The sequence below is a fragment of the Roseomonas gilardii genome, from assembly GCF_001941945.1.
In the GTDB taxonomy this organism is placed as follows: domain Bacteria; phylum Pseudomonadota; class Alphaproteobacteria; order Acetobacterales; family Acetobacteraceae; genus Roseomonas.
Window position 1 is genome coordinate 1,173,811 of record NZ_CP015583.1, and the last position, 24,217, is coordinate 1,198,027.

General features: G+C 69.9%; 26 protein-coding genes and 1 tRNA gene. 16 read left to right on the top strand and 11 right to left on the bottom strand.

Annotated elements, in window-relative coordinates; all coding sequences use genetic code 11:
* Positions 1-250: 250 nt before the first annotated feature.
* The 5 genes from RGI145_RS05150 (at position 251) to argC (ending at position 5,349) form a co-directional block, all read left to right on the top strand.
* Positions 251-1,438 carry an acyltransferase family protein gene (locus RGI145_RS05150; protein WP_075797519.1) on the top strand — a complete coding sequence of 396 codons (1,188 nt, stop codon included), beginning with the start codon at positions 251-253 and terminating at the stop codon, positions 1,436-1,438.
* A 225-nt stretch (positions 1,439-1,663) separates the two neighbouring features.
* Complete coding sequence (locus RGI145_RS05155; protein WP_075797520.1) at positions 1,664-2,443, top strand: IclR family transcriptional regulator; 780 nt, start codon at positions 1,664-1,666, stop codon at positions 2,441-2,443.
* A gap of 16 nt (positions 2,444-2,459) precedes the next feature.
* Positions 2,460-3,446 carry a 2-dehydro-3-deoxygalactonokinase gene (locus RGI145_RS05160; RefSeq protein ID WP_083670433.1) on the top strand — a complete coding sequence of 329 codons (987 nt, stop codon included), beginning with the start codon at positions 2,460-2,462 and terminating at the stop codon, positions 3,444-3,446.
* Positions 3,446-4,069 (top strand): 2-dehydro-3-deoxy-6-phosphogalactonate aldolase, encoded by a 624-nt coding sequence (locus tag RGI145_RS05165; protein ID WP_075797521.1) that lies wholly within the window; start codon positions 3,446-3,448, stop codon positions 4,067-4,069. The genes RGI145_RS05160 and RGI145_RS05165 overlap by 1 nt, the downstream gene beginning before the upstream one ends.
* 302 nt (positions 4,070-4,371) lie before the next feature.
* Positions 4,372-5,349, top strand: coding sequence for an N-acetyl-gamma-glutamyl-phosphate reductase (gene argC, locus RGI145_RS05170; RefSeq protein ID WP_075799852.1), 978 nt, complete (start codon positions 4,372-4,374; stop codon positions 5,347-5,349).
* A gap of 146 nt (positions 5,350-5,495) precedes the next feature.
* Here argC and RGI145_RS05175 read toward each other — a convergent pair whose 3' ends face one another.
* Positions 5,496-6,707: an MFS transporter gene (locus tag RGI145_RS05175; protein ID WP_075797522.1), complete on the bottom strand. Its 1,212-nt coding sequence runs from the start codon at positions 6,705-6,707 to the stop codon at positions 5,496-5,498.
* 81 nt (positions 6,708-6,788) lie between these two features.
* On the opposite strand from RGI145_RS05175, the gene RGI145_RS05180 reads away from it, so the two are divergent.
* Positions 6,789-7,202, top strand: coding sequence for a rhodanese-like domain-containing protein (locus tag RGI145_RS05180; RefSeq protein WP_027280013.1), 414 nt, complete (start codon positions 6,789-6,791; stop codon positions 7,200-7,202).
* A gap of 57 nt (positions 7,203-7,259) precedes the next feature.
* Here RGI145_RS05180 and RGI145_RS05185 read toward each other — a convergent pair whose 3' ends face one another.
* Positions 7,260-8,267, bottom strand: a complete 1,008-nt coding sequence (locus tag RGI145_RS05185; protein WP_075797523.1) for a Bug family tripartite tricarboxylate transporter substrate binding protein — start codon at positions 8,265-8,267, stop codon at positions 7,260-7,262.
* Positions 8,268-8,330: 63 nt separating this feature from the next.
* A complete protein-coding gene (locus tag RGI145_RS25720) occupies positions 8,331-8,687 on the bottom strand; it encodes a hypothetical protein (RefSeq protein WP_237183312.1) in 357 nt (118 codons plus the stop codon).
* Here RGI145_RS25720 and RGI145_RS05190 point away from each other — a divergent pair.
* Together RGI145_RS05190 and RGI145_RS05195 are read left to right on the top strand one after the other, a co-directional pair.
* A complete protein-coding gene (locus tag RGI145_RS05190) occupies positions 8,620-9,192 on the top strand; it encodes an endonuclease III domain-containing protein (protein ID WP_237183211.1) in 573 nt (190 codons plus the stop codon). The two genes, RGI145_RS25720 and RGI145_RS05190, sit on opposite strands and share 68 nt — an antisense overlap.
* Positions 9,193-9,261: 69 nt before the next feature.
* Entirely contained in the window at positions 9,262-10,083 is an 822-nt protein-coding gene (locus RGI145_RS05195; protein WP_075799853.1) for a c-type cytochrome, read from the top strand.
* A 19-nt stretch (positions 10,084-10,102) separates the two neighbouring features.
* On the opposite strand, the gene RGI145_RS05200 is transcribed toward RGI145_RS05195, so the two are convergent.
* Genes RGI145_RS05200 through RGI145_RS05210 form a run of 3 tightly spaced genes read right to left on the bottom strand, consistent with a single transcriptional unit; the run spans position 10,103 to position 12,356 of the window.
* Entirely contained in the window at positions 10,103-10,777 is a 675-nt protein-coding gene (locus RGI145_RS05200; RefSeq protein WP_075797524.1) for an amino acid ABC transporter permease, read from the bottom strand.
* Between the two features lies 1 nt (position 10,778).
* Positions 10,779-11,465 carry an amino acid ABC transporter permease gene (locus tag RGI145_RS05205; protein WP_075797525.1) on the bottom strand — a complete coding sequence of 229 codons (687 nt, stop codon included), beginning with the start codon at positions 11,463-11,465 and terminating at the stop codon, positions 10,779-10,781.
* Between the two features lie 18 nt (positions 11,466-11,483).
* On the bottom strand, positions 11,484-12,356 hold the full coding sequence (locus tag RGI145_RS05210; protein ID WP_075797526.1) for a transporter substrate-binding domain-containing protein: 873 nt from the start codon (positions 12,354-12,356) through the stop codon (positions 11,484-11,486).
* A 189-nt stretch (positions 12,357-12,545) separates the two neighbouring features.
* Between RGI145_RS05210 and RGI145_RS05215 the strand changes: the two genes are divergently transcribed.
* On the top strand, positions 12,546-12,752 hold the full coding sequence (locus RGI145_RS05215) for a hypothetical protein (RefSeq protein WP_075797527.1): 207 nt from the start codon (positions 12,546-12,548) through the stop codon (positions 12,750-12,752).
* A 206-nt stretch (positions 12,753-12,958) separates the two neighbouring features.
* Here RGI145_RS05215 and RGI145_RS05220 read toward each other — a convergent pair whose 3' ends face one another.
* A complete protein-coding gene (locus RGI145_RS05220; RefSeq protein WP_026032966.1) occupies positions 12,959-13,627 on the bottom strand; it encodes an alpha/beta hydrolase in 669 nt (222 codons plus the stop codon).
* Between the two features lie 374 nt (positions 13,628-14,001).
* Between RGI145_RS05220 and RGI145_RS05225 the strand changes: the two genes are divergently transcribed.
* From RGI145_RS05225 to RGI145_RS05255, 7 genes are all read left to right on the top strand, one after another.
* Positions 14,002-14,502: an Rrf2 family transcriptional regulator gene (locus RGI145_RS05225; protein WP_075797528.1), complete on the top strand. Its 501-nt coding sequence runs from the start codon at positions 14,002-14,004 to the stop codon at positions 14,500-14,502.
* Positions 14,499-15,590, top strand: coding sequence for a cysteine desulfurase family protein (locus RGI145_RS05230; RefSeq protein ID WP_075797529.1), 1,092 nt, complete (start codon positions 14,499-14,501; stop codon positions 15,588-15,590). The genes RGI145_RS05225 and RGI145_RS05230 overlap by 4 nt, the downstream gene beginning before the upstream one ends.
* 18 nt (positions 15,591-15,608) lie before the next feature.
* Positions 15,609-16,796 carry a cysteine desulfurase family protein gene (locus RGI145_RS05235; protein WP_075797530.1) on the top strand — a complete coding sequence of 396 codons (1,188 nt, stop codon included), beginning with the start codon at positions 15,609-15,611 and terminating at the stop codon, positions 16,794-16,796.
* 11 nt (positions 16,797-16,807) lie between these two features.
* The gene (locus tag RGI145_RS05240; RefSeq protein ID WP_027280002.1) at positions 16,808-17,125 is read left to right on the top strand and encodes a ferredoxin family 2Fe-2S iron-sulfur cluster binding protein; all 318 of its coding nucleotides are present in this window, start codon (positions 16,808-16,810) and stop codon (positions 17,123-17,125) included.
* 31 nt (positions 17,126-17,156) lie between these two features.
* Positions 17,157-17,900, top strand: coding sequence for a thiaminase II (tenA, locus tag RGI145_RS05245; protein WP_075797531.1), 744 nt, complete (start codon positions 17,157-17,159; stop codon positions 17,898-17,900).
* The gene (mnmA, locus tag RGI145_RS05250; RefSeq protein WP_075797532.1) at positions 17,900-19,000 is read left to right on the top strand and encodes a tRNA 2-thiouridine(34) synthase MnmA; all 1,101 of its coding nucleotides are present in this window, start codon (positions 17,900-17,902) and stop codon (positions 18,998-19,000) included. Before tenA ends, mnmA begins: the two co-directional genes overlap by 1 nt.
* Before the next feature lie 17 nt (positions 19,001-19,017).
* A tRNA-Met gene (locus tag RGI145_RS05255) sits at positions 19,018-19,092 on the top strand.
* Between the two features lie 475 nt (positions 19,093-19,567).
* Here RGI145_RS05255 and RGI145_RS05260 read toward each other — a convergent pair.
* The 4 genes from RGI145_RS05260 to RGI145_RS05275 all read right to left on the bottom strand — a co-directional run bounded on the left by RGI145_RS05260 (position 19,568) and on the right by RGI145_RS05275 (position 23,951).
* A complete protein-coding gene (locus RGI145_RS05260; protein ID WP_167668234.1) occupies positions 19,568-20,842 on the bottom strand; it encodes a class I SAM-dependent methyltransferase in 1,275 nt (424 codons plus the stop codon).
* A gap of 519 nt (positions 20,843-21,361) precedes the next feature.
* A complete protein-coding gene (locus tag RGI145_RS05265; protein ID WP_075797534.1) occupies positions 21,362-21,583 on the bottom strand; it encodes a hypothetical protein in 222 nt (73 codons plus the stop codon).
* 215 nt (positions 21,584-21,798) lie between these two features.
* Positions 21,799-22,836 (bottom strand): dipeptidase, encoded by a 1,038-nt coding sequence (locus tag RGI145_RS05270; protein WP_075797535.1) that lies wholly within the window; start codon positions 22,834-22,836, stop codon positions 21,799-21,801.
* A gap of 11 nt (positions 22,837-22,847) precedes the next feature.
* Positions 22,848-23,951 carry a serine hydrolase domain-containing protein gene (locus RGI145_RS05275; protein ID WP_075797536.1) on the bottom strand — a complete coding sequence of 368 codons (1,104 nt, stop codon included), beginning with the start codon at positions 23,949-23,951 and terminating at the stop codon, positions 22,848-22,850.
* Positions 23,952-24,217 lie beyond the last annotated feature (266 nt).

The following is a 24,217-nucleotide window of genomic DNA, read 5'->3' on the forward strand; positions in this document are numbered from 1 at the left end:
GCCACCGGCGAGTCGGCATCCCGCGCTTTTCCGACCTGTCCTTCCCGCCACCCGGCCCGCCGTTATCCAGTGAAGGCCGGACGCCTGCCGGATACGCAGCCGGCTTGTTACAATGAGATCATTAAAAAGATATTTATTGAGATTTTATCCAAAAGGGCACAATTTACGATACGAAAACCAAAAGGGGCCAGAAACACAGGCCCTTGGCCGGGCAGCGTCCCGGTGCCGCCGACAGGGGAAGGACGGGCCGATGAAGCAGCGCCTGTACTACATGGATTTCTGCCGTGCCTTCCTGATGCTCCTCGGCATCCCCTACCGGGCCGGGCAGGTCTTCGGGCCGGACCCCTGGGTGGTGAACCCGGTCACGACCAGCGTGCTGCTGGGCCATGTGAACGACGTCATCCATGCCTTCCGCATGCCCGCCTTCTTCCTGCTCGCCGGGTTCTTCTCGCTGCTGGTGATCCGCAAGGCGGGCCTCGTCGCCTGGCTGAAGGCGCGTCTGGCGCGGCTCGGCCTGCCGCTGCTGGTGTCCGTGGTGCTGCTGAACATCCCCGCCATGTATGTGGCCTCGGTGGCGCTGCACCCTGCCGTGGGCGTCGCGCCCTCCTTCCTTGCCCAGCTCACCTCGCCGGGCGGGCACTGGCTGGGGCATCTCTGGTTCCTGCTGGACCTGCTGCTGATGTGCGGCCTGCTCGCCACCCTGCTGCCGCTCCGCCGCCTCGCCCCCGCGCCGCTGGAGCGGCTGGCGGGCGGGATGCTGTCCAGCGACCTGCTGCTGGTGGCCCTCATGGTGGCCTGGCGCCTGGGGCTGAAGGCCCTGGACGAGCGGCTGCTGGGCGGCCACCTGGAACGGGCCTTCGGCGACACCGTGAACCTGCGCGAACTCCTGCTATACTTCCCCTTCTTCCTGCTGGGCACCTGGCTGCTGGCACGGCCGGAGGCCTTCGAGCGCTTCACCCGTCCGGGGCGCGGCACGCTGCTGCTCTTCACGGCGGGGCTCGGGCTGCTGCTGCTCCAGCGGCATGTGGAGCAGGGGGCGGTGACGCAGGTTTCCGGCGTGCTGCTCTTCGCCCTGATGGGGCTGACGGGCGCGCGGCTGCTGCTGGCCCTGGCACGGCGCCTCGTCCATGCGGGCCATCCCGTGGTCAACGAACTGGTGCGGAGCGCCTTCACCATCTACCTCTTCCACTACCTCGTGGTGATGCTGGTGGCCGAGGGCAGCATCCGCCTGGGCCTCGACAGGCCGCTGCTGGGCTGGGCGATCGCCGTGGCCGCGGGCCTGGGTGTCAGCTACCTGATCCACCGCTTCGTGATCGGCCGCAGCCCCTGGCTGCTCTGGCTGTTCAACGGCATCCCGCTGTCCCGGACGCGCCCCGGCCTCGCCGGACAGGCCGCGCCCATGGTGGCTCCTCTCTCCCACTCGCTCCGGATCGGCTGAGGCCGTCCCAACCCCTTTCGCCGGTCGGGGACGGTCAGGCCAGCGCAGCCCGCGCCGCGCGAGGCGGGCCTGCACCCCGTCACGTGCGCGCCTTCGCGGGTGGCTTGGCGGGATGCTTTTGCCGGCCGAGGACTTGGGAAGGTCGGTTAACCCATATAATGGGATGGAAATTCATATATTGACCGGCTCTGCCACCGGCCTATCCTGGGTGGCGGAGGGGCCGATATGCCGCCGGAAAGCACGCCCGGGACCCAGACGCTGTTCCGCGGCCTCGCCGTGCTGGAGGCGGTGGCCTGTGGGGCACGCGACCTGTCCGCGCTGTGCCGCGCGCTGGGGCTGAGCCGCAGCACCACGCAGCGGCTCGCCAGCGCGCTGGTGAAGGCGGGCTATCTCCGGGGTGAGGGCGACGGCTACGCGCTGGGGGCGAAGTTGATCGAGCTGGGCTTCCAGGCGCGGGAGCAGGTGCCGCTGGCGCGCCTCGCCCGGCCGCATCTGGAGGCTCTGGCCGAGCGCACGCAGGACACGGTGCATCTCGGCCTGCCCGACGGGGCGGAGGTGCTCTACCTCGACAAGATCCCGGGCCAGCGCGGGCTGGAGATGCGCTCGCGCATCGGCCACCGCATGCCCATGGCGCTGACCGGCGTGGGCAAGGCGCTGATGCTCGACCTGCCGGAGGATCGCTGGCGGGCGCTCTACGAGAACGGCCTTGCCCATCCCGCCAGCCGCGGCTCGCCGCGCCCCTGGGAGGCCTATCGCGACGAGATGCGGCGCTATGCCACGCAGTCCGTGGCGCTGGACTTCGCCGAGAACGAGATCGGCATCCACTGCGTCGCGGCCCCGGTGCGCGACGCCGGGCGCGGCATCGTGGCGGCGGTCAGCCTCGCCTCCGCCGCGCAGCACATGCCGGAGGAACGGATGCTGCGGCTGGTGCCGGAGGTCGCGGCCACGGCGGAGGCCATCTCGCGCAGCCTCGGCTGGCGCGCCGCCGCGCCGCGTGCGGCGTGAAGCAGGAGAGGAACGCATGAGCAAAGACCGGATGGAGGACCGCGCCACGGGCGGGGCGGCGGCATCGCGGAAACCGGCCCTGATCGCGCTGGACTGGGGTACGACGTCCCTGCGCGCCTATCTGCTGGGACCGGACGGCGCCGTGCTGGACAGCCGCAGCGCGCCGCAAGGCATCATGCAGGTTTCCGGCGGCGATTTCGCGGCGGTCTTCGAGGCCGTGACCGGCGAATGGCGCCGGCGCTGGCCGGAGCTGCGTTCCATCGCCGCCGGGATGATCGGCAGTGCCCAGGGCTGGGTGGAGGCCCCCTATCTGCCCTGCCCGGCCGGGCCGGAGGAGCTGGCCGGCGGGCTGGTGCCGGTGCCGGGCGGCGCGCTGCTGGTGGTGCCGGGCGTCGCCCGGTACGGCGAGGCCCCGAACGTGATGCGCGGCGAGGAAACGCAGATCGCCGGCGCGTTGGCGCTGGACCCCGCGCTGCGCGAGGGATCGCTGCTGGTCATGCCGGGCACCCATTCCAAATGGGTGAGCATCGAGCAGGGCCGCATCGCGCGCTTCGACACCTACATGACCGGCGAGCTCTTCGCCCTGCTGCGCGGGCATTCCATCCTGGGCCGCTTCGCCCGGGATCTGCCGAAGCCGGCGGAGGATGCGGCGGCCGATGCCGCCTTCCTGCGGGGCGTGCGGGCGGTGCGGGAGGGTGGCCATGTCGCGCCGCTGCTCTTCTCGGCGCGCGCGCTGGTGCTGACCGGGGGGCTGCGGCCGGAGCTGAGCCTCGACTATCTCTCCGGCCTGCTGATCGGCGAGGAACTGCTGTGCGGGTTGCGGGACCGGACGGAAGGCGTGGTGCTGATCGGCGATCCCGCCCTCTGCCGACGCTACCGCGAGGCGCTGGCCCTGCTGGGCGTCTCCGAGGTCCGAGAGATCGAGAACGCCGCCATCGCCGGCCTCTGGCGCATCGCCGTCCAGGCGGGGCTCGTCGCCGGAACATCCAAGGAAGCCGCCTGATGTCCTTCCAGACCTATCTCGACCGCCTGCCGCTCATCGCCATCCTGCGCGGCGTCACGCCGGAGGAGGTGGTGCCCATCGGCGAGGCGCTGGTGGAGGCGGGCTTCGCCATCATCGAGGTGCCGCTGAACTCGCCGCAGCCCGTGGACAGCATCCGCCGCCTCGCCAGCCGCTTCGGCCGGGACGTGCTGATCGGCGCCGGCACGGTGACGGCCCCGGCGCAGGTCGCCGACGTGGCCATGGCGGGCGGGCGGATCGTCGTCATGCCGCATGCCGACGCCACGGTGATCCGCGCCGCCAAGACCACCGGCCTGTTCTGCACGCCGGGCATCGCCACGCCGACCGAGGGCTTCGCCGCGCTGGCCGCCGGGGCGGATGCGTTGAAGCTCTTCCCGGCCGAGCTGCTGACGCCGCCGGTGCTGAAGGCGATGCGCTCCGTCTTCCCGAAGGAGGCGCGCTTCCTGCCCGTGGGCGGCATCACGCCGCAGAACATGGGCGGCTTCCGCGCCGCTGGCGCTGCCGGCTTCGGCCTGGGTTCCGCGCTCTACAAGCCGGGCATGGAGGCGGCGGAGGTCGGCCGGAACGCCCGGGCTTTCGCCGAGGCCTGGCGGGCGCAGGGCTAGGAGGGCCCGGCCGGATAGGGCCGGGAAGCAAACTCCCGACTCCTATGGCGCAAGTTGACGAAAGGACCTGTTCACCGGCACGTTCAGTCCGTGAGCACCCATCTCTCCCTGCTGGCCAACCGACGCCGACGCTGCTTGTCAGCGGCGGTACTGGCGGCTGCGCGTGGAATGGCCCTTTCTGGTGGACATAGCCGTTTGTAAGGCATCCAGCAGATCCAGGAGCTGAACGCTCACTCTTCAGACCCCCGCAGCCTCCCGGCTCCGGGGGTTTTCTTTTGCCCGAATCCCAGAAGGACACCACCATGAGCATTCGCGCCGGCATTGTCGGGATCAGCGGTTTTGGCGGCGGCGAGGCGATGCGCCTGATCGCGAGCCACCCTTCGTTCGAGCTGGTCTATGCGGCGGGCGAAGGCAGCGCGGGCAGCCGTTTGGTGGACCGCTTCCCCGGTGTGCCGGCCAAGCTCGCTGGACTGGTGATCGAGAAGTGGGACCCCGAGACCCTGCCGAAGCTCGACGTGCTGTTCGCGTCGCTGCCCACGGGCACCTCGGCCGAGGCACTGGCGCGCGTCCCCAGGGACGTGAAGATCGTCGATATCGGCGGCGACCACCGCTACGTCGAGGGTTGGGCGTACGGCCTGGCCGATGTCTGGCCGGCCCAGATCGAGGGACAGGTCCGCGTTGCCAACCCCGGCTGCTTCCCCGCGGCGACGCTGACCGCGTTGGCGCCGCTGCTGGCCGACAAGCTGATCGAGCCCGGCAACATCGTGATCGACGCCAAGACCGGCATCTCCGGTGCCGGCCGGGGCGGCGCCGACAGCAGGTTCGGCTATGCCGAGAGCAACGAGAACCTCGTGCCCTATGGTCTGCTCAGGCACGTCCACATGCCCGAGATGGCCAGGACGATCGAGCGGCTGAGCGGCGGCAGCGCCGCCGGGCTGGTGTTCACGCCACACCTGGTACCGATGACCCGCGGCGTACTCGCCACCATGTACTGCCGCGGCCGCGCCACCACGGACCAGTGCCTGGACGCGGCCCGGCGCTTCTACGCCGGGCGGGCTTTCGTCCGCGTGACCGACAAGCCGCCGCAGACCAAATGGGCTACCGGCTCGAACCTCGCATTCGTCAGCTACGCGGCCGATCCTGAGCGCAACCTGGTGATCGCGATGGGCGTGGTCGACAATCTTGGCAAGGGAGCGGCCGGCCAGGCGGTCCAGAATGCGAACCTGATCTGCGGCCTGCCGGAAACCACGGGGCTGGACGGCGTTCCCGTTTGGCCATGATGCAGGCGGGCCTCCGGGCCGTTGTTCAATCCGCTTCGTAGGCCCGCCCAGGGTTGAAAGCGGCCTCGCCGATCGGGTTTTCACCCCGGGGATCGCTCCCGTCCGGGCGCCGCCAGCGGAGGTGCCCGGCCTTCGCCCCGTCCGCCTCAGCCCCGTCGGCCGGACGGCGGCGCGCCGAGATTCATCCAGGCCGCCACGAGGCAGGCCGCGAAGGCCATCGCCGCCCCCGCCGCGGCGATGCCCTGGATGCCGAGCCCCGCGATGGCAATTCCGGCGAGCAGCGCGCCCGTGGCCTGGCCCAGGAACATCGCCGAGGAATTCGCCGCCAGCACCACGTTGCGAGCCTCCGGCACCAGCGCCACCAGCCTTGTCTGCAGCAGCGGCGCCAGCGCGAAGGCGCAGGCGCCCGCCACCAGGATCACCCCGCCCTGGAACAGGATCGCGCTCGCCATGCCATCCGCCGCGCCGGAGAGCAGGGCATAGTGCGCCAGTGCCGCCAGCACCATCACCGCCGGCAGCAGCCAGAGCTTCCGCACCGCCCCATGATCCGCCATCCAGGCCCCCAGCGGGATGCCGGCGAAGGAGGCGGCGCCGACCAGCGCCTGCATCAGCCCGACCTGCCCGCCAGTCAGGCCGCTCACCCGGTTCACCGCCGGGCCGATGAAGGCACTGGTGCAGAAGCTGGCACCGAAGGCTAGGAAGGTGACCGCCAGGGTCTTGCGCACCCCCGTCCGCATCAGGTTGCCGAGGCCGCGCAGCCCGCCGTGCTCTCCGGCCACCTCGGGCAGCAGCAGCCGGATCGCCAGTGCCGCGCCCAGGGAAAGAAGGGCGGCGAGGCCGAAGGCGCCGCGCCAGCCGAAGACCTCGCCGGCCAGGGAACCCAGCGGGACGCCGAACAGGAAGGCGCAGGTGGAGCCCGCCACCACCGTCGCCAGGGCGCGGCCGCGATGCTCGGGCGTGGACAGCGCCGCCGCCGTGGCCGCGGCCGCCGGCACCACCATCCCGGCCGCCATGCCGCAGAGCAGGCGCAGCCCCATCAGCGCGGCGAAGGAATGGGTCACCACGATCAGCCCGTTCAGCAGCGCGAGCAGGCAGAGCATCCCCACCAGCAGCCGGCGCCGGGGCCAGCGGGCGGTGAGCGCCGCCAGGAAGGGGGCGGAAAGGCCGAAGGCCATGGCGAAGACCGTGGCCACCTGCCCGGCCTGCGCGACAGGGATGGCAAGATCCGATGCCATCTCGTTCAGCAGGCCGGACACCACGAAGGTCTGGGTCGAGGTGGCGAAGGAGGCGGCGGCAAGGACGGGCACGCGGCTGGATCGTCCCGCCTGGTCGGTGGCGGGAGGGGGGGATGCGGACATGCGCGGAAAGAGGTCCCTGCCTGTATGGACGCGGCGCCCTCATCAAACCAGATTGCATCCAACAGATCGAGGAGCCCTGGAATGACGATCGAGGATGTGCCGCCCGGCCTGGTCTGGGACAGGCTGCGCGACGATCCGGACGCCATGCTGGTGGATGTCCGGACCGATGCGGAATGGAATTTCGTGGGCCTGCCGGATCTTTCGGAACTGGGGCGCCAGCCGGCGCTGATCCCCTGGCAGGTCTATCCGTCCATGCAGGTCAATGGCGGGTTCGCCGACATGCTCCGGCGGGCCGGGGCGAAGCCGGAAACGCCGCTCTATTTCATCTGCCGCTCCGGCGCCCGGTCCCTGGCCGCGGCGCAGACGGCGCAGGCCGCCGGCTACGGGAAGGCCTATAACGTCGCGGATGGCTTCGAGGGGCCGCCCGATGCGTCGGGCCACCGCGGCACGGTGGCGGGCTGGAAGGCCGAGGGGCTGCCCTGGCGGCAGCGCTGAGGATGCGGGAAGGGGCGCGCCCCGCGGGACGCCCCCTGCCGCCATCCGCGCGGCGGATCACTCCACCTTCACGTTCGCGGCCCGGGCCACGTCGCCCCAGCGCTTGGTCTCGGCGGCCACGAATTCCTTGAACTCGGCCGGGGTGAAGCCGCTGGGCGAGATCCCCAGCTCCTCGTAGCGCGCCGTCACCTCCGGCGACCGGACCGCGGCAAGGGCCTCCTTGTTCAGCTTCTCCACGATGGCGGGCGGCGTGCCCGCCGGGGCGAAGAGGCCGTGCCAGGACAGGGATTCGAAGCCCGGCAGCGTTTCCGCCAGCGCCGGCACGTCCGGCGCGACCTTCATGCGTTCCTTGGAGCCGACGCCGATCGCCCGCAGCCGCCCGTCGCGCGCATGCGGCCAGGCGGAGGAGAAGTTGTCGAAGCTCATCGGCAGGGAGCCGCCGAGCATCTCGGTCATGATCTGGCCGCTGCTGCGATAGGGCACGTGCACCGCATCCGTGCCGGTCATCTGCAGGAACAGCACGCCCGCCAGGTGGATCGAGGTGCCGACACCGGAGGAACCGTAGTCGAAGGAGCCGGGCTTGGCCTTCATCAGCGCCACCAGCTCCGTCACGTTGGAGGCGGGCACGTTGTTGGCGACGACGAGGATGTTCGGCTGCGTCGCCAGCAGCGCCACCGGCGCGAAGTCCTTCTGGCTGTCGAACGGCATCTTCGGATAGATGCTGGCATTGATCGCATGGCTGCTGATCGTGCCGACGCAGAGCGTATAGCCGTCCGGCGCGGACTTGGCGCAGACATCGCTGCCGATGTTGCCACCGGCACCCGCACGGTTCTCCACCACCACCGGCTGGCCCAGCCGCTTGCTCATGGTCTGTCCGACCAGCCGCGCCACGAGGTCGGTGGTGCCGCCGGCGCCGAAGGGCACGATCACGCGGATCGGCCGGTCGGGGTAGTTCGCCACGGCCTTGTCCTGAGCCTGGGCCGGCTGGGCGCCACCCCAGGCAAGGCCGAGCAGGGTTCCGCAGGCGGCCAGCAGCGTGGCCCTTCGGGTGCGGCGGGCGGTCATGGGGGCATTCCTCCGGAAGAACGACGGCGCGGGATGTCGTTCATCATTTATATGGATTAACTTTCAGAAAATATCACGCCATCCGGAGGCTGTCACGCTGCCGAACTGGTCAGGTGCAGGCGCGTTCTCCTGCTTCCCGGAGAATGACGCGCCATGGCCCAGATGCCGCAGGACCACAGGTTTTCCGCCGATGACCGGCCCGCCCTGCTGCGGCAGGTCCATGCCCGCCTGTGCGAGGCCTATCACTGCCCCATCGCCTATTTCCACGCGCTCGATCCGCTGGACGAGCTCCGTTTCCTCGCTGCTGTCACACCGTACGAAGAACGCCGACAGCGCCCGCGCCTTCCGCCAGTTGCGGGAACGTTTCCCGGACTGGGAAAGCGTGCGGGACGCGCCGGTGGCCGAAGTCGAGGCCGCCATCGCCCCCTGCACCTGGCCCGAGGCGAAGGCGCCGGCCCTGCAACGCACGCTGCGGGCCCTGACCGAGCGGCAGGGGCGGCTGGACCTTGGCCATCTCGCCGGCATGGAGGTGGCGGAGGCGCGCGACTGGCTCGAATCCCTGCCCGGCATCGGGCCGAAGACCAGTGCCGCCGTACTGTCCTTCTCCTCCCTGCGACGCCGCGCCCTGCCGGTGGACAGCCATCATCATCGGGTCGCCATCCGGCTGGGGCTGATCCCGCCGAAGCTCGCGGTCGGCCCGGCGCATCGCGTGCTGGAGGCCATGCTGCCGCCCGAATGGGACGCGCAGCAGGTCTATGACGACCACGAGGTGCTGATGCTCCACGGTCAGCGGTGCTGCTTCTTCCGCCAGCCGGCCTGTCATCGCTGCGTGCTGCTCGATCTCTGTCCGACCGGGCAGGAACGGCGTGGCGGCGCCAAGAGCGGGGTGGAAGAGGGGGAGGGCTTCCATGGTCTTCCGGGATAGAAACGACCCGTTGCCACGCGTCCGGGGTTATTGTTCCCTATCAAGAACAACCTTGGCGAGAATCTCCGCATGTCATCCCTTTTGGCAGCCCTGGCCACCTTCCTGGCCCTGTCGCTTCCCGCCGTCGCGGCCACGCTGCGTCTCGAAAGCGGCGTGGAGAGCCTGAGCTTCGACAGCGGCGAACTCCTCCAGGACCGGGAGGCGGCAGAGATCGAGATCGTGGCGGACCCCGCCTATCACCAGCCCCGGCGGTACAGGGCCCTGCCGCTCGCCTCCTTCCTGTCGCGCCTGACGCCCCCCGAGGACAGTGTCCTGGAAACCGTGGCGCTGGATGGCTATGCGGCGCAGATCCCGCTGCGTGCCGTTCTCGGCACCGGGGGCGAGGAGGGCAGCCGCGCCTGGATCGCCGTCGAGCCGGCCGATGCCCCCTGGCCCGCCATGCCCGGCAAACCCGTGGGGACGGGGCCGTTCTACATCGTCTGGGAAAGGCCCGAGGCCAGCGGCATTCCGACCAAGTACTGGACCTACCAGCTCGCCACCCTGCGCTATGTCGCCTCGCCGACGGCCCGTTGGCCGATGATGGAGCCGGACCCGGCCCTGCCCGGCAGCCACCCGGCCCGGCGGGGCCTCGCCGTCTTCGTCACGCAGTGCCTGCCCTGCCACCGGATCAATGGCGGCGGCACGGCCATGCTGGGGCCGGACCTGAACCGCCCGATGAACCCGGTGGAGTATTTCCAGCCCGCCTCCCTGCGCCGCTATCTCCGCGACCCGGCCAGCCTGCGCCACTGGCCGGACCAGAAGATGCCGGGATTCACGGAGGAGCAACTGCCCGAGCGGGACATGGAAAGCCTCATCGCCTATCTGGCGCAGATGGCGGCCCAGCGCCCCTGACGGGGCGCCGGCACCCTCTTCATCGCCCTCCGGCCACGGCGCGGTTCTCCAGCCGGGAAAGAAGCCGCACCACCGGCCAGAGCAGCAGGAAATAGGCGAGGGCCGCCGCCACGATGGGCGAGGCGTTGTAGGTCACGCTCTGAGCCTGCCGCGCCTGGAAGAGCAGCTCCGGCAGGGCCACCACCGAGGCAAGGGAGGTGAGCTTCACCACCTCCAGCGTGTTGCTCACCAGGTCCGGCAGCACGTTGCGCAGGGCCTGCGGCAGGATCACCAGCAGCATCGCCTGCCAGGAGCGCAGCCCCAGCGCCCGCGCCGCCTCCGTCTGGCCGCGCGGCACGCTGTCCAGCCCGGCGCGCAGGATCTCCCCGTAATAGGCGCCGGTGTTCAGGAAGAAGCCCAGGGCCACCGCGCCCCAGGCGCCGATATCCAGCCCGAGGAAGGGCAGGCCGGCATAGAGGAAGACCAGCAGCACCAGCGGCGGCACGGCGCGGAAGAGATCCGTGAGCGCCACGGCGGGCCAGGCGATCCAGCGTGTGCCGGCGCGCGAGGTGAAGGCCAGGATCAGCCCGCCCAGCACGCCGAGCGGCACCGTCATCAGCGAGAGCAGCAGCGTCTGCTTCAGCCCGGACCAGAGGATCGGCAGCGCCTGCCCGATGATCTCGGTGTTCAGGAAGGCGGCGGTGAACTCCTCCATCTCAGGCGCTCCTCGCCCGGCCGAGCGTGAAGCGCCGCTCGATCCAGCGCCCCAGCCCGACCACCGGCAGGAACAGGACCGCATAGGCGATCGCGCCCAGCGTCAGCGGCGTCGGATTGGCCGAGAAGGCCATGGAGGACTGCGCCGCGCCCAGGATCTCCGAGACCCCCACCACCGAGGCCAGGGCCGTGCCCTTGGTGATGGCGATGGTGCGGTTGGTCAGCGGCGGGATCACCATGCGGACGGCCTGTGGCAGCACCACCAGGAACAGCACGGGCAGGAAGCGGAAGCCCAGGGCGCGCGCCGCATCCCATTGCCCGCGCGGCACGGCGGTGATGCCGGCCCAGTAGATCTCCTCGGCGAAGGCGGCCAGCACCAGTGTCAGCGCCAGCCAGGTGGCCCAGAAACCGGAGAGCGACATCCCCGCCGAGGGCAGGCCGAAATAGAGCAGCACCAGGATCACCAGCGGCGGCAGGGCGCGGAACAGGTCCACGAAGAAGACGATCAGCCAGTTCAGGGGACGGATGCCCAGCGCCCGGACCGCCGCGAGCCCCAGCCCCGCCGCGAGCCCCGCGACGACGATCAGCGCGGCGAGCGCGAGCGTCAGCGCGAAGCCCTCGGCGATGCGGGGCCAGTACTCGGCGGCGACGCGGGCGTTGAGGAAGGAGAAGGCGAAGCCCGAGTCCACGAGACGGAAGACCTGTCTTCAGCCGCAGCGCGGCTCATGCGGCGCCGGGTCGTAGCCGGGCAGGCCGGGCACGCCATAGCCGGGGAAGGGGGTGTTCTCGGCATCGTCGGCGGCCGGCTTGCTGCCGAACCACTTCTCGCTGAGCTTCGCCAGGGAGCCGTCGCGCTTCATGCATTCCAGCACGTCCTCGACCTGGTTGCGCAGCGCCACCTCGTCCTTGCGGAAGGGCGCGGCCCAGTGGGCGCGGGTTTCCTTGATGACGAAGTCCGGCACGAGCTGCGGCTGCCGGGATGCCGCATACTTCACCACCGTATTGCCCGCGAGAACGGCATAGGCCCGTCCGGCGACCACCGCCTGCACCGCATCCGGGTTGCTGTCATAGGTCTGGTAGGTGAAGCCGAGCTTCGCCGCGTTGGCCTGGGCCCAGGCGTCATAGGCGCTGCCCTTGTTCACCGCGATCGCCTTGCCCTTGATGTCGTCGAGCGAGGCGATCGGGGCATTGCCCTTGCGGATGCCGAACTGGAACTCGGTGTAGAGATAGCCCTCGGTGAAGAGCAGGTTCTCCGCCCGTTCCTTCGTGACGGTCACCGGGGCGGCGAGGAAGTCGTAGCGCCCGGCGTTCAGTGCCGGCACCAGCCCGGAGAAGGAGGCGCTGTCGATGGTGATCGGCCGGCCCAGCCGCTTCGCCACCTCGGTGAAGAGATCCACGTTGAAGCCTTGGACGCCGCCATCCAGCTTCGGGAAGGCATGGGGCGCGAAGGTGCCGTCCACGGCGGTGCGCAGCGGCGCGGGGCCGGATTGCGCCCAGGCGGAGGTGGAAAGGGCCGGGGCGAGAAGGGCGGCGAGCAGGAGCAGGCGGCGCATGGCGGGGTGGGATCTCGTGACGGTCATGGTCGCCAACCGGCAGCAAGAACCATGCAAGCGGGGCACTGCGCATACCGGGGAGCTGCCATGAACCATCTGGTCCGTCTGCCCGAATCATGCCACAAAAGGGTCCTCACCATGCCGCGAGCGGCCCCCATCTTCCGCTCCAGAGGCCGGAAACGGCCGGATCACTCAGGCCTGGGAGTCCCCAGTATCATGAAGTCCTTCGCCATCTCCCTCGTCTTCCTCGGCATCGCCACCATCCTGGCCGTGGTCGGCACGCTGCTGGGCAGCGCCGGTGCCAGCCAGCTCCTGGCCCTTCCGGTCGCGCTGGCCGCCATGACCGCCTGCCTGATGCTGGTGGGTGGGCTGCTGATCCTGGAATTCCGCCGCCCGGTCGCGCCCCTGGCGCTGGCGGCCTGAACCGGACCGCCGCTGCCGGCCCGCCCCCTGGAATGGGGGCGAGGCAGGGCCGGAGCGGATGACGGACCGGAACGATGAAAAGGGCGCCCTGGACGGGGCGCCCTTTTTTCATGCCCGGCGCGGCCTGAAACGGCGAACCGCCGGTTCCCTGGATGGGAACCGGCGGTTCTGCGAAGAGGCGGAAGGCCCTGTCCGGGCCGGAAGGATCAGTCCGCGGCCATGGACATGCGGGCGCGGTTCAGCACCGACATCACATGGTCCTCGGTGGCGTCGCAGACCTTTTCCGTCTGGTCGGGCGTGAAGACATGGCCCGCGCCTTCCATGACGCGGTAGTCGATCTTCACGCCCTTCTGCGTGTTCAGCTTGTCCACCAGCTTCCGCACGCTGCTTTCCGGCACCAGCTCGTCCTGCGCGCCGTGCAGGATCAGGCCGGAGCAGGGGCAGGGGGCGAGGAAGCCGAAGTCATAGTGGCTGGCCGGGGCGGAGATGGAGACGAAGCCGCCCATCTCCGGCCGCCGCATCAGCAACTGCATGCCGACATAGGCGCCGAAGGAATACCCCGCCACCCAGAGCATGGGCGCGGAGGGATTCACCGCCTGCAGGAAGTCGAGCGCCGCCGCCGCGTCCGAGATCTCCCCGATGCCGCCGTCATAGCGGCCCTGGCTCTTGCCCACGCCCCGGAAGTTGAAGCGCAGGGTCGAGAAGCCCATCGCCTGGAAACGGCCATAAAGCCCGTGCACGACACGGTTGTTCATGGTCCCGCCATGCAGCGGGTGGGGATGAAGGATCAGGGCAACGGGGGAATTCGGGCGCTTGGAATGGTGGTAGCGACCCTCCAGCCGGCCATCGGGGCCGGCGAACATCACTTCAGGCATTGTCCCCTGGTGTCCACTTCCTTTGGGAATGCGCAGTCACGCATTCCGAGCCAACAGCCCTGAAGGGGGAATGGAGGAACGACGCACGGGTCACTCCATCCTCCCTGGTTCATGGAGCGATGCCGACAGGGGCGTGCCGCGGGCGCAGGTGGCATACCGCGAGACACCTTCCTTACCGGCAGGGTTCCGATCATCTGATGTCTGCCGGGGCGGGCTTACGATCCCCGGCGCGAGGCCAATATAGGGAGCGGTTCCTCTAAACCCTAACGAAATCATGGCATGGGGCCCATGTCTCAGGCTCCAGCCGGGAATTCCCCCTTTTTGTTTCCGATACTGCGGAAACACCGATGACACCGCGGAGGTGACCGAACGACATGCGCCTGTCGACGCGCGGCCGCTATGCGGTGATGGCGATGGTGGAGATGGCGGACCGCGCGCGCTGCGCGAGCTGCAGCCCGGAGCCCCCGGTCAGCCTGGGCGAGATCGCCGGGGCGCAGGGCCTCTCGCTCGCCTATCTGGAGCAGCTCTTCGGACGGCTGCGGCGCGCGGGGCTGGTGGAATCGGCGCGCGGGCCGGGCGGCGGCTACCGGCTGGCCCGTCCGGACGTGGCGATCTCGGTGGCCGAGATCATCGAGGCGGTGGACGAGCCGCTCAGCGCCACACGCTGCGCGGGCGAGGGCGCCGGCTGCGTGGCCGGCCGCAAATGCGCGACGCATGACCTCTGGGACGAGCTGGGCGAGCAGATCCGGCTCTTCCTGATGGGGGTGTCGCTGGCGGATGTGGTCCGGGGGCAGGTGCGCGGGCGCGCCTTGCCGCCGCTTCTGGCAGGCATGGTCCAGGGGGCGGAGCCGGATGGCGGGGAGGCGGAGGCATGACCTCGCCCGCCCTCTACCTCGACGCCAATGCCACCGAGCCGCTGCGCCCCGAGGCCCGCCTCGCGGCGCTGGAGGCGATGGACCTGACCGGCAACCCCTCCTCCGTCCATGCCGAGGGCCGCGCCGCCCGGCGGCTGCTGGAGAAGGCCCGCGCCCAGGTGGCGGTCCGCTTCGGAGCCCGGGCGCGGGACGTGGTCTTCACCTCCGGCGGGACCGAGGCGGATATCCTGGCGATTCGCGGCCTGGGCCGGGGGCGCCGCATCCTGGCCGGCGCCACCGAGCACCCGGCGGTGCTGGCCGCCGCGCCGGAGGCGGAACGCCTCCCGGTGGACGGGGACGGGGTGCTGGACCTCGCGGCGTTGGAGCGGGTCCTGTCCTCCGGCCCTTCCGCCCTGGTCTGCCTGATGCTGGCCAACAACGAGACCGGCGTGATCCATCCCGTCGCGGAGGCGCTGGCCCTCTGCCGCCACCACGACGCGCTGCTGCATGTCGATGCGGTGCAGGCGGCGGGGCGGATGCCGGTCTCGCTGGAGGAACTGGGCGCCGACAGCCTTGCCCTGTCCGGCCACAAGCTCGGCGGCCCGAAGGGGGCTGGGGCGCTGCTGCTGCGTCCGGGGCTGGACCTGCCGGCGCATCTGCCGGGGGGAGGGCAGGAGCGTGGCCGCCGGGGCGGCACCGAGCCCCTGCCAGCCATCGCCGGCCTGGGTGCGGCCGCGGAGGCCGCCGATCCGCACGCGGCGGAGCGCCTGCTTTCCATCCGGCGGGCCATCGAGGCGGGCAGTGGCGCCCGCATCCCCGGGGCCGGGGCGCCGCGCCTGCCCAACACGGCGAGCCTGCTGCTGCCCGGCCTGCCGGCGGAGACCCAGGTCATCGCCCTGGACCTGGCCGGGGTCCGGGTCTCGGCGGGCTCGGCCTGTTCCTCCGGCAAGGTGGCGCGCAGCCATGTGCTGGAGGCGATGGGGCTGGGCGAGGCGGCGGGCTGCGCCATCCGCATCTCGCTCCCCTGGAACGCGCCGGAGGATGCGGCGGGGCGTTTTCTCGCCGCCTATGCTGCCATGCGGGATCGCCTCTCGCAGCGCGCGGCGTAGCGCCCCATCTTCGGGGGCATGATTGCCCCGGCCGCCAACCGTCCGATCTATCTCGACAACCACGCCACCACCCCGGTCGATCCGAGGGTGCTGGCCGCCATGCGCCCTTGGTGGGAGGAGAACTTCGCCAATCCGGCCAGCGTGGAACATGTCATGGGCCGGGCCGCCGAGGCGGCGGTGGAGGAGGCGCGGGCGGAGGTCGGGGCGCTGATCGGCGCCGAGGCGCGGGAGATCGTGCTGACCTCCGGCGCCACGGAGAGCAACAACCTCGCCATCAAGGGTGCGGCGCGCTTCGCCGCCTCTCAGGGCAGCGGGCGGCGGCGCATCGTCACCACAGCCATCGAGCACAAATGCGTGCTGGAGAGCGTGCGCGACCTCGCGGCGGAAGGCTTCGAGCCGGTGATCCTGCCTGTCGGGCCGGACGGGCTGCTGGACCCGGAGGCGCTGCGCGCGGTTGTGGATGACGGCACCCTGCTGGTCAGCGTCATGGCGGTGAACAACGAGATCGGCGTGGTGCAGGACCTGCCCGCGCTGGCCGCCATCGCCAGGGGGGCGGGCGCGCTGTTCCACACCGACGCGGCCCAGGCCGCCGGGCGCGTGCCGCTGGACGTGGCGGCGATCGGCGCGGACCTGCTCTCGCTTTCCGGCCACAAGATCTACGGGCCCAGGGGCATCGGCGCGCTCTATGTCCGCCGCCGTCCCCGCGTCCGGCTGGTGCCGCTCCTGTCCGGCGGCGGGCAGGAGCGCGGCTTCCGCTCCGGCACCCTGGCCGCGCCGCTGGTGGTCGGGCTGGGCGAGGCGGCGCGGCTGGCACGGCTGGAGGGCGGGGAGGACGCGGCGCGGGCCGCCGGGCTGCGCGACCGTTTCCTGGCGGCGCTGGCCGCGCATGTGCCGGGGGTGGTGGTGAACGGTAGCCGGGAGCACCGGGTGGCGGGCAACCTGAACCTCGCCTTTCCCGGTGGCGTGGACGCGCAGCGGCTCATGGCGGCGATGCCGGAGGTTTGCGTCTCCACCGGCTCGGCCTGTTCCTCGGCCTCGGTGGAGCCTTCCTATGTGCTGCGGGCCATCGGCCTGGATGAGAAGGCCGCAAGAGCGAGCTTGCGCGTGGGGATCGGGCGCTTTACCTCGCCCGCCGAGGTGGATCTGGCGGCCGCGGCCCTCGCGCGTGCCTGGACATCCGTCATGTCCCCCGAGACGGTGGAGTAGGAGCGGCCCGTATGCCGAAGATGACGTTTATCGAGCGTGACGGCACGCGGCGCGAGGTGGATGCGCCGCTGGGCCTCAGCGTGCTGGAGATCGCCCATCGCCATGGCGTGGACATCGAGGGCGCCTGCGAGGGCAGCCTCGCCTGCGCCACCTGCCATGTGATCGTGGACGGCGACTGGTTCCCGAAGCTGGCCGAGCCGACCGAGGACGAGGAGGACATGCTCGACCTCGCCTTCGACCTGCAGGAGACCTCCCGCCTCGGCTGCCAGATCGTGATGTCCGAGGCGCTGGATGGGCTGGTGGTGAAGCTGCCGGCGGCGGGCAAGTAGGCGCGCCATCACGGGCGGAGGATGTCGCGGGATGCCGCAGCAGCAGATCGAGTCCTATGGCGTGCCGGGCGGCCTGTTCCGGCGCCTGCGCGAAGGCGCGGCGCCGGAATGGGAGGCCTATTGCTGGCATCCCTTCGTGCGGGGGCTGGCCGAGGGCACGCTGCCGCTCCCGGCCTTCCGGCACTATCTGGTGCAGGACTACCTCTTCCTCGTGCAGTTCGCCCGTGCCCAGGCCCTGGCCGTGGTGAAGGCGGAGAGCCTCGCCGCGATGCGCGAGAAGAGCGCGGCGGTGGATGCCATCCTCGGCGAGACGCGGCTGCACCTGGAATACTGTGCCGGCTGGGGCCTGTCCGAGGACGGCATCCTGGCGCAGCCCGAGGCCGCCGAGACGGTCGCCTATACCCGCTGGGTGCTGGATCGCGGCTTCGCCGGCGATATCCTGGACCTGGAGGTGGCGCTTGCCCCATGCACCGTGGGCTATGGCGAGATCGCCCTGCGCATCGGGGCGCATCCCGGCCGCCGCCGTGACGGCAACCCCTATGAGAGCTGGATCGCCATGTATGCGGGCGAGGAGTACCAGGCCCTGGCGCGTTCCGCCGCGGCGCGGCTCGACGCGCTGGGCGAGAGCCATGGCGGCGAGGCCCGTCTGCCGCTGCTGACCCGCACCTTCGCCGAGGCGTCCCGGCTGGAGGCGGATTTCTGGGCCATGGGGCTGCGCGCTGTGCCCGTCATCGGAGGCATCGCCGCCGAGGGCGCGCTATCGGAGATCGGCTGATGCGTATCCTGGTCGCCATGTCCGGCGGGGTGGACAGCAGCGTCGTGGCCGGACTGCTGCATGAGGACGGCCACGAGGTCGTCGGGGCCACGCTGCAGCTCTACGACCACGGCGCCGCCGTGTCTCGCAAGGGTGCCTGCTGCGCCGGGCAGGACATCCACGACGCCCGGGATGTCGCCGACCGGCTCGGCATCCCGCATTACGTGCTGGACCGCGAGACCCGCTTCCGCGATGCGGTGATCGAGGATTTCGCCGACAGCTATGCGCGGGGCGAGACCCCCATTCCCTGCGTCCGCTGCAACCAGACGGTGAAGTTCCAGGACCTCTTCGGCCTCGCCCGGGACCTGGGCTGCGAAGCCCTGGCGACCGGGCATTACGCGCAGCGCGTCGAGGGACCGGCGGGGGCGGAGCTGCACCGTGCCGCCGATCCGGCGCGGGACCAGTCCTATTTCCTGTTCGCCACCACGCGCGAGCAGCTCGCCTTCACGCGCTTCCCGCTGGGCGCCATGCCCGACAAGGCCGCCGTGCGCGCCGAGGCGGCGCGGCTGGGCCTCGCCGTGGCGGAGAAGCCCGACAGCCAGGACATCTGCTTCGTGCCTGCCGGACGCTACCACGAGACGGTGGCGAAGCTGCGCCCCGAGGCGGCGCAGCCCGGCGAGATCGTGCATCTCGACGGTCGCGTGCTGGGCCGCCACGAGGGCCTGGGGCGCTTCACCGTGGGGCAGGGGCGGGGCCTCGGCCCGGCCGCACGCGATGGCGAGGAGCCGATGTATGTGGCGGCGCTGGATGCCACCCGGCGGCGCGTCGTGGTCGGCCCCAGGGCGGCGATTCCGCGGGCCGTGGTGGAGGCCGGCGAGGTGAACTGGCTGATCCCGCCACCGGAGGGCGAATTCGCCGCGCAGGCGAAGTTCCGTGCCCGCGAGGTGCCGCAGCCGGTGCGGGCGCGCTGGGATGCGGCGCGCGGGCTGCTGTGCGTCACGCCGGAACTGCCGGTGATCGCGGCGCCAGGGCAGGCGCTGGTCCTCTATGAGGGGGAGCGTGTGCTCGGCGGCGGATTCATCCGCCGGGCGGGCGTTGACAGGAACGGCGCGGCGGCCTAATTCGCGGCCCACCGGTTGGCGGCGTAGCTCAGCGGTAGAGCAGGGGAATCATAATCCCTTGGTCGGCGGTTCAAATCCGTCCGCCGCTACCAACCTTTCAAACACTTAGGCAGTGCTGGTAGCGAAGCTAGTCGCCTTGCTGGTCGCTTGCCTGTTTCCGGTTCGTCCTCGTGGCGCAGCCGCAACTTCGCGATCGCCGAGGTCGTCAGTCGCTGCCAATCCGTGCCCCTGGTGTAGTGCCGGAAGCTGCGCGGCGGTGCGGCCGGTAATCGCCTCCTGGCCGGCCGGCACCGGCGCCGTGTACAGCCCAAGCCAGGACACCTCTTTCAGGCGCGCATTCCGGGCGCGGTGGCTGTCCTCTCCCGTCTTCAGTTTCCTGGGCCGGGCGGCTGGATTGCCTTCCCGCCCGCCGAGTTTGATCGCGTGCTCCATGATGACGGAGAACGCGGTCACGACTCGATTGGCGGTGCGGGGGAGTCTGTCAGGGCGACAACTCGCGCGTCGCCCGGATCGTGAAGAGTGGGGATGACAGGCCGATAGACCGGCTGTCGCGGTTCAGGGCACCGGTCAGCTATATCGGATGGCGCTGACGGCGATGCCGAGCTCCCGGTTGTCCCCCGAGGCGGACGAAAGGTCGGACGGCTTGTGAACCGGTGCCGCGATGCGGAGCGCGGGGCCGCTCTCGGCAAGCGGGAATGTATGCGTCCGGGTTTCGTGCGGAACCATGGTGAACTCCTCAGTCCCTCCATCGCTGCTGATCACGACCCGCTTTTCGATCGGAAGTGGGTTCAGCAGATCCAGCGAAGCCGACCTCCAACGTCCGGTCCGGTCGAGAGGAATTCCGGCCACGGCCGCTTTTGCCCAGCGCCAGGCGCCTTCTCCGGGGTGCCAGCAATCGGGCATGCCGACCGCCTCGATCAGAACAGGTGCTCCAAGATCGACGGTTTGCCCGCTAACCCGCGCGATATATGCCGAGCCCCGATCGGTGGAAGGCTCCTGGCGGAACGAGACGGCGAAGCCGGATCTCATCAGGAGCTCGACGAAATACTCCCGATGAAAGCCCAGTTCACACCAGCCATGCGCCTGCATGGCGGTCAACGACAGCCCGTCGAGTCTTGGTCCCCATGGATATTGCACCGTTGGACGGTAATAGCCGTCAACGGGGATGATAGGCTCGCCAGCGAATACAACCATGCCATCCTCTGCCAGATGGTCACGGAGTGCATGCAGCACGGACTGATGATCGAGGGCATGGTGGAATGCTTCGAAGAAGAAAATCCGGTCATATTTCTTGCCGGGTGGGGCGTCACCGAACTGACCTCGCATGGCTTGGATACGAAGTCCCAGCGCTTCAGCCTGCGCGTGGATGAGATCCAGGTACCTTTGCTCGATGTCCACGACTGTGACATCGCATCCCATCCGGGCGAGGTTCAGGCTGATTTGCCCATCGCCTGGCCCGTATTCCAGAATACTATCGCCCGCTTTTACATCCAGCGCCTTCAATACTGCCCCGAAGGATTGCAGCATATCACCGACAAAGCGGCTGCTGGATGTGCGATAAAAATTTGGAACATAGTGGGATGCCAGCCGATCCCGATCGTCGTTGAGATAATTGGCAAGTTCATCTCGCTCCGGATCGTATCCGTCCCGGCCCGTGATCTCCGCCAGAAGAATTTGGACCTGCTCGCCATAGGAAGCAGAAAAGGGATCCAGTTCGAATTTCGCCCGTCGATCTTCCGGAAGCGCCCAGACAAAATCCGTCATTGCTTCGATGCGGGCGGCCTCGGTCCGATGGCCCGAATTGATCTCGGCTAGACGCCCGATATCGTCCAATTGCCTCACGGCTTCTCTCCCACAAATGCTCGCATCGAGTAGCGCGAGGCGTATATGGGGGCCACCCATGGGGAGCATTTTCGTTGTGGCTCCGCAGGGATTTTCGATCTGAGATAGCGCCGGTGCTGCCGGCCGACGGCGATCCGGCCGCTCTTCGACCACCTGCCCTGTTGTTCGCTGTCATAAGGATGGCCGGGTATGTGAGGAAAATTCGCGCCAGGTCGGCGCCTTTATGATCTGCCGGTCTCATGGGCCAACTGGCACCGCAGGATGACGGTTCAGGGCTCGGCAATGCAGTCTTGGCACCAAAGGCGAGGATGCGCCTTACTCACGGTTCGGCGAGTCGAACACTGAGTTGCTTGATAAGCAGAAAACCACAATCCCCTGGTGGGCAGCCAAATCCGCTCACCGCCATCGGCCGAAGCTCCGGAATATCCACGGCTATTCTTTATTCGACGGAGAAGTCGCGCCTGGCCCGTGACTTCGCAGCACGGGCCTCTGGCTCCGATGTCGTGCCTGCCGGGGCGCTCAGCCGGCCATCAGTGCTGGCTGGCTTTCCTCGGACAGGATTGCAGGATGCAGCGATGCCACCGTCACTGCGGGCGATGCCGTATCCAGTGCGCGCAGCAGGCTGGCCATCCGACTCAGGATCACGGTGGCGGCAGAGTGATCAGCCTCGAAGGCTTCGGCGGCCAGTTGATCGACTCGCTCCGCGAGATCGATCAGGGTGAGGTGGCGCGGATTTTCCATGCCGGGAACGCTAGGCTCCTCTCCGCCATGTCCCGAAGGGGAATGGGTGCGGTGCAAAAAGGTTAACATCTGCTGAAGCGACAATGAAGGAAAAACCACTACCCAGAGTTCATGAAGCTATGAGTTAAAAACAATCCAAGATTGCAAAAAACGCCGATCTTGTGCTGTGTCATGCCCTCGCGGGGCGCCTCCAGAGACTCGGCCGGTTGATCCCTCTACATCCCGGCAACTGCCAGCGCGGCGCGCCAGACCCGCAGGAAGTTCCCGGACCAGAGCAGCTCCAGTGCCTGCCGGTCATAGCCACGGCGCGCCAGCTCGGCGGTCAGGCCCGGTGTCTCCCCGGCATGGCGCCAGCCCTGCACCCCGCCGCCGCCGTCGAAGTCGCTGGACAGGCCGACATGCTCGATGCCGATGCGCCGCACCGCGTGCTCCACATGATCCGCCATGTCGGCCACCGAGGCGCGGAACCGGCCATCCGCGTCCGGTGCCCGCAGGAAGGCCGGGACGGCGGTGATCTGCGCGATGCCGCCGACCTGCTTCAGCATGTCGAGCTGTTCGTCATCCAGGTTGCGCGGATGCGCGCGCAGGGCGGCGCAGCAGGTGTGGGTGGCCAGCACCGGCGCCCGCGAGATCTCGGCCGCCTGGAAGAAGCTGCTGCGGGCGATGTGGGACATGTCCACCATCAGCCCGACCCGGTTCATTTCCCGCACTGCCTGTCGCCCCAGTTCGCTCAGCCCGCCATGCAGGGTGGGGCCATCGCCCAGCTCGGGCTTGGGGCGGGCGGCGTCGGACAGGTCATTGTGCCCGTCATGCGTGACGGTGACGTAGCAGGCGCCGAGATCGCGCCAGAGCTTCAGCCGTGACAGGTCGTGCCCCATGGCATTGCCGTTCTCCACGCCCAGCAGCACGGAGAAAGCCCCGTCAGCCTGCGCGGCGGCGAGTTCGTCCGGCGTGGTGACGAGCCGGTGTTCCGTATCGGCGGTGGCGCGGATGGCGCGCAGCATGGCCTCGGCGCGCTCTCCGGCGGCGGCCTGGCCCTCCGGCGTGCGCGGCCCCTGGGGCGTATAGGCGATGAAGACCACGCCCTTCAGCCCGCCGGCCCGCATCTTGGGGAAGTCCACCTGACGCGGCGTTTCGCCATGCGGATCGGGCATGTCGGGCCAGGGGATGTCCACATGCGTGTCGAGCGTCGGCAGCGACGCGTGCAGGGCGGCGATCTCCGCTTCGGCGGAATGGGCGATGGGGGCGTCCATGGCGGTCCCGTTCAGATGGTGCGGGCGCGGCTGATGCGCGCGATGGTCTCGGGCAGGGCGGCGGGGTCGAGCCAGCGGAACACCGCGACGATCCGCGTCGCCGGCTCGATCCAGATGACGTTGCCGCCCGCACCCTGGGCGAAGAGGCTTTCGCGATCGGCTTCCGGGAAGCGGCCGGAGCGGTTCAGCCACCACAGCAGCCCGTAATCCTCGTGCAGCGGGCAGGGCGTGCCGCTGGCCGCCACCCAGCCGGGCGGCAGGATGCGCTGTCCGTCCCAGATCCCGCCCGCGAGCATCAGCAGGCCGAGCCGCGCCTGGTCCTCCGCATGGGTGCGGATGCCCCCGCCCCAATGCGTGCCGCCCGGCACCGAGAGCGCCGTGCGCCCGCCGGGCAGGGTGACGGAGGCGGTGCGGTAGCCGTCCCAGGACCAGTCCTCGCTGCCGCCGATCGGGCGCATGATCCGTTCCGCCCAGACCTCCGGCAGCGGCCGGGCGAAGCGCAGCATCAGCGCCAGGGACAGGGCGTTCACCCGGACATCATTGTATTCCCAGTAGGAGCCCGGCGGCTGCAAAGGCCGCTCCCAGCCCTTGGGCGCCTTGCCTTCGCGCTGCAGGTCGCGGCCCCGGTCCAGCACGTCGGATTTGCCGTGCAGCGTGCCCTCCCACTCGCTGGTCTGGGACAGCAGCATGCGCCAGGTGATGGCGCCGTTGCGCGGGCCGGCGAAGGCGGGGTCGGAGACACCGGCCGAGACCGGCTCGTCCAGGTCGCGGATCAGCCCGTCCAGCACGGCGATGCCCGCCAGCAGGGACAGGCAGGACTTGGCGACGCTGAAGGTGCGGTCCACCTGCCGCGTATCGCCCCAGCGGGCGGCGACGCGGCCATGGCGCAGGATCAGCCCGTTCGGCGCGCCGCGCGGCTCGACCGGGCCCAGGATCTCGTTGCCCGGCGGCGGCTCGAAATGGCCGGAGGCGAGATAGGCCGGCAGGTCGCGGGGGAAGGGGCTTTCCTGCGTCTGCGCCCAGCCTGTGGCCTCGGCGAGTCGGGCGGGGTCGAAGCCGAGGGTCTCGGCCGCGCCCTCGGGCAGGGCGGCGGGGTGTGGCGATGGGAAGATCATTGCCGCCAGCCTCCGCCCGATCGCCGCTTTGGGGAAGGCCCCCGGGCGGTGGGGAAGCCGGAAAGGGGGCTGCCGCCGGCGGGTTTTTTCGCGACCGCGCGCCCGGGGCTCAGGGTTTTTCAACCGTTTGGCGCTTTGCTGTCCGGGATGGACCCTTGCCGCAAACAGAACGCCGCGCAGACGATTCAGGATATCCGAGGCATGCGACGCTTTTCCACGGGCGCGGGCGGCACGGCACGGCCGGCCACGCCGTCCCGACCGGCGCT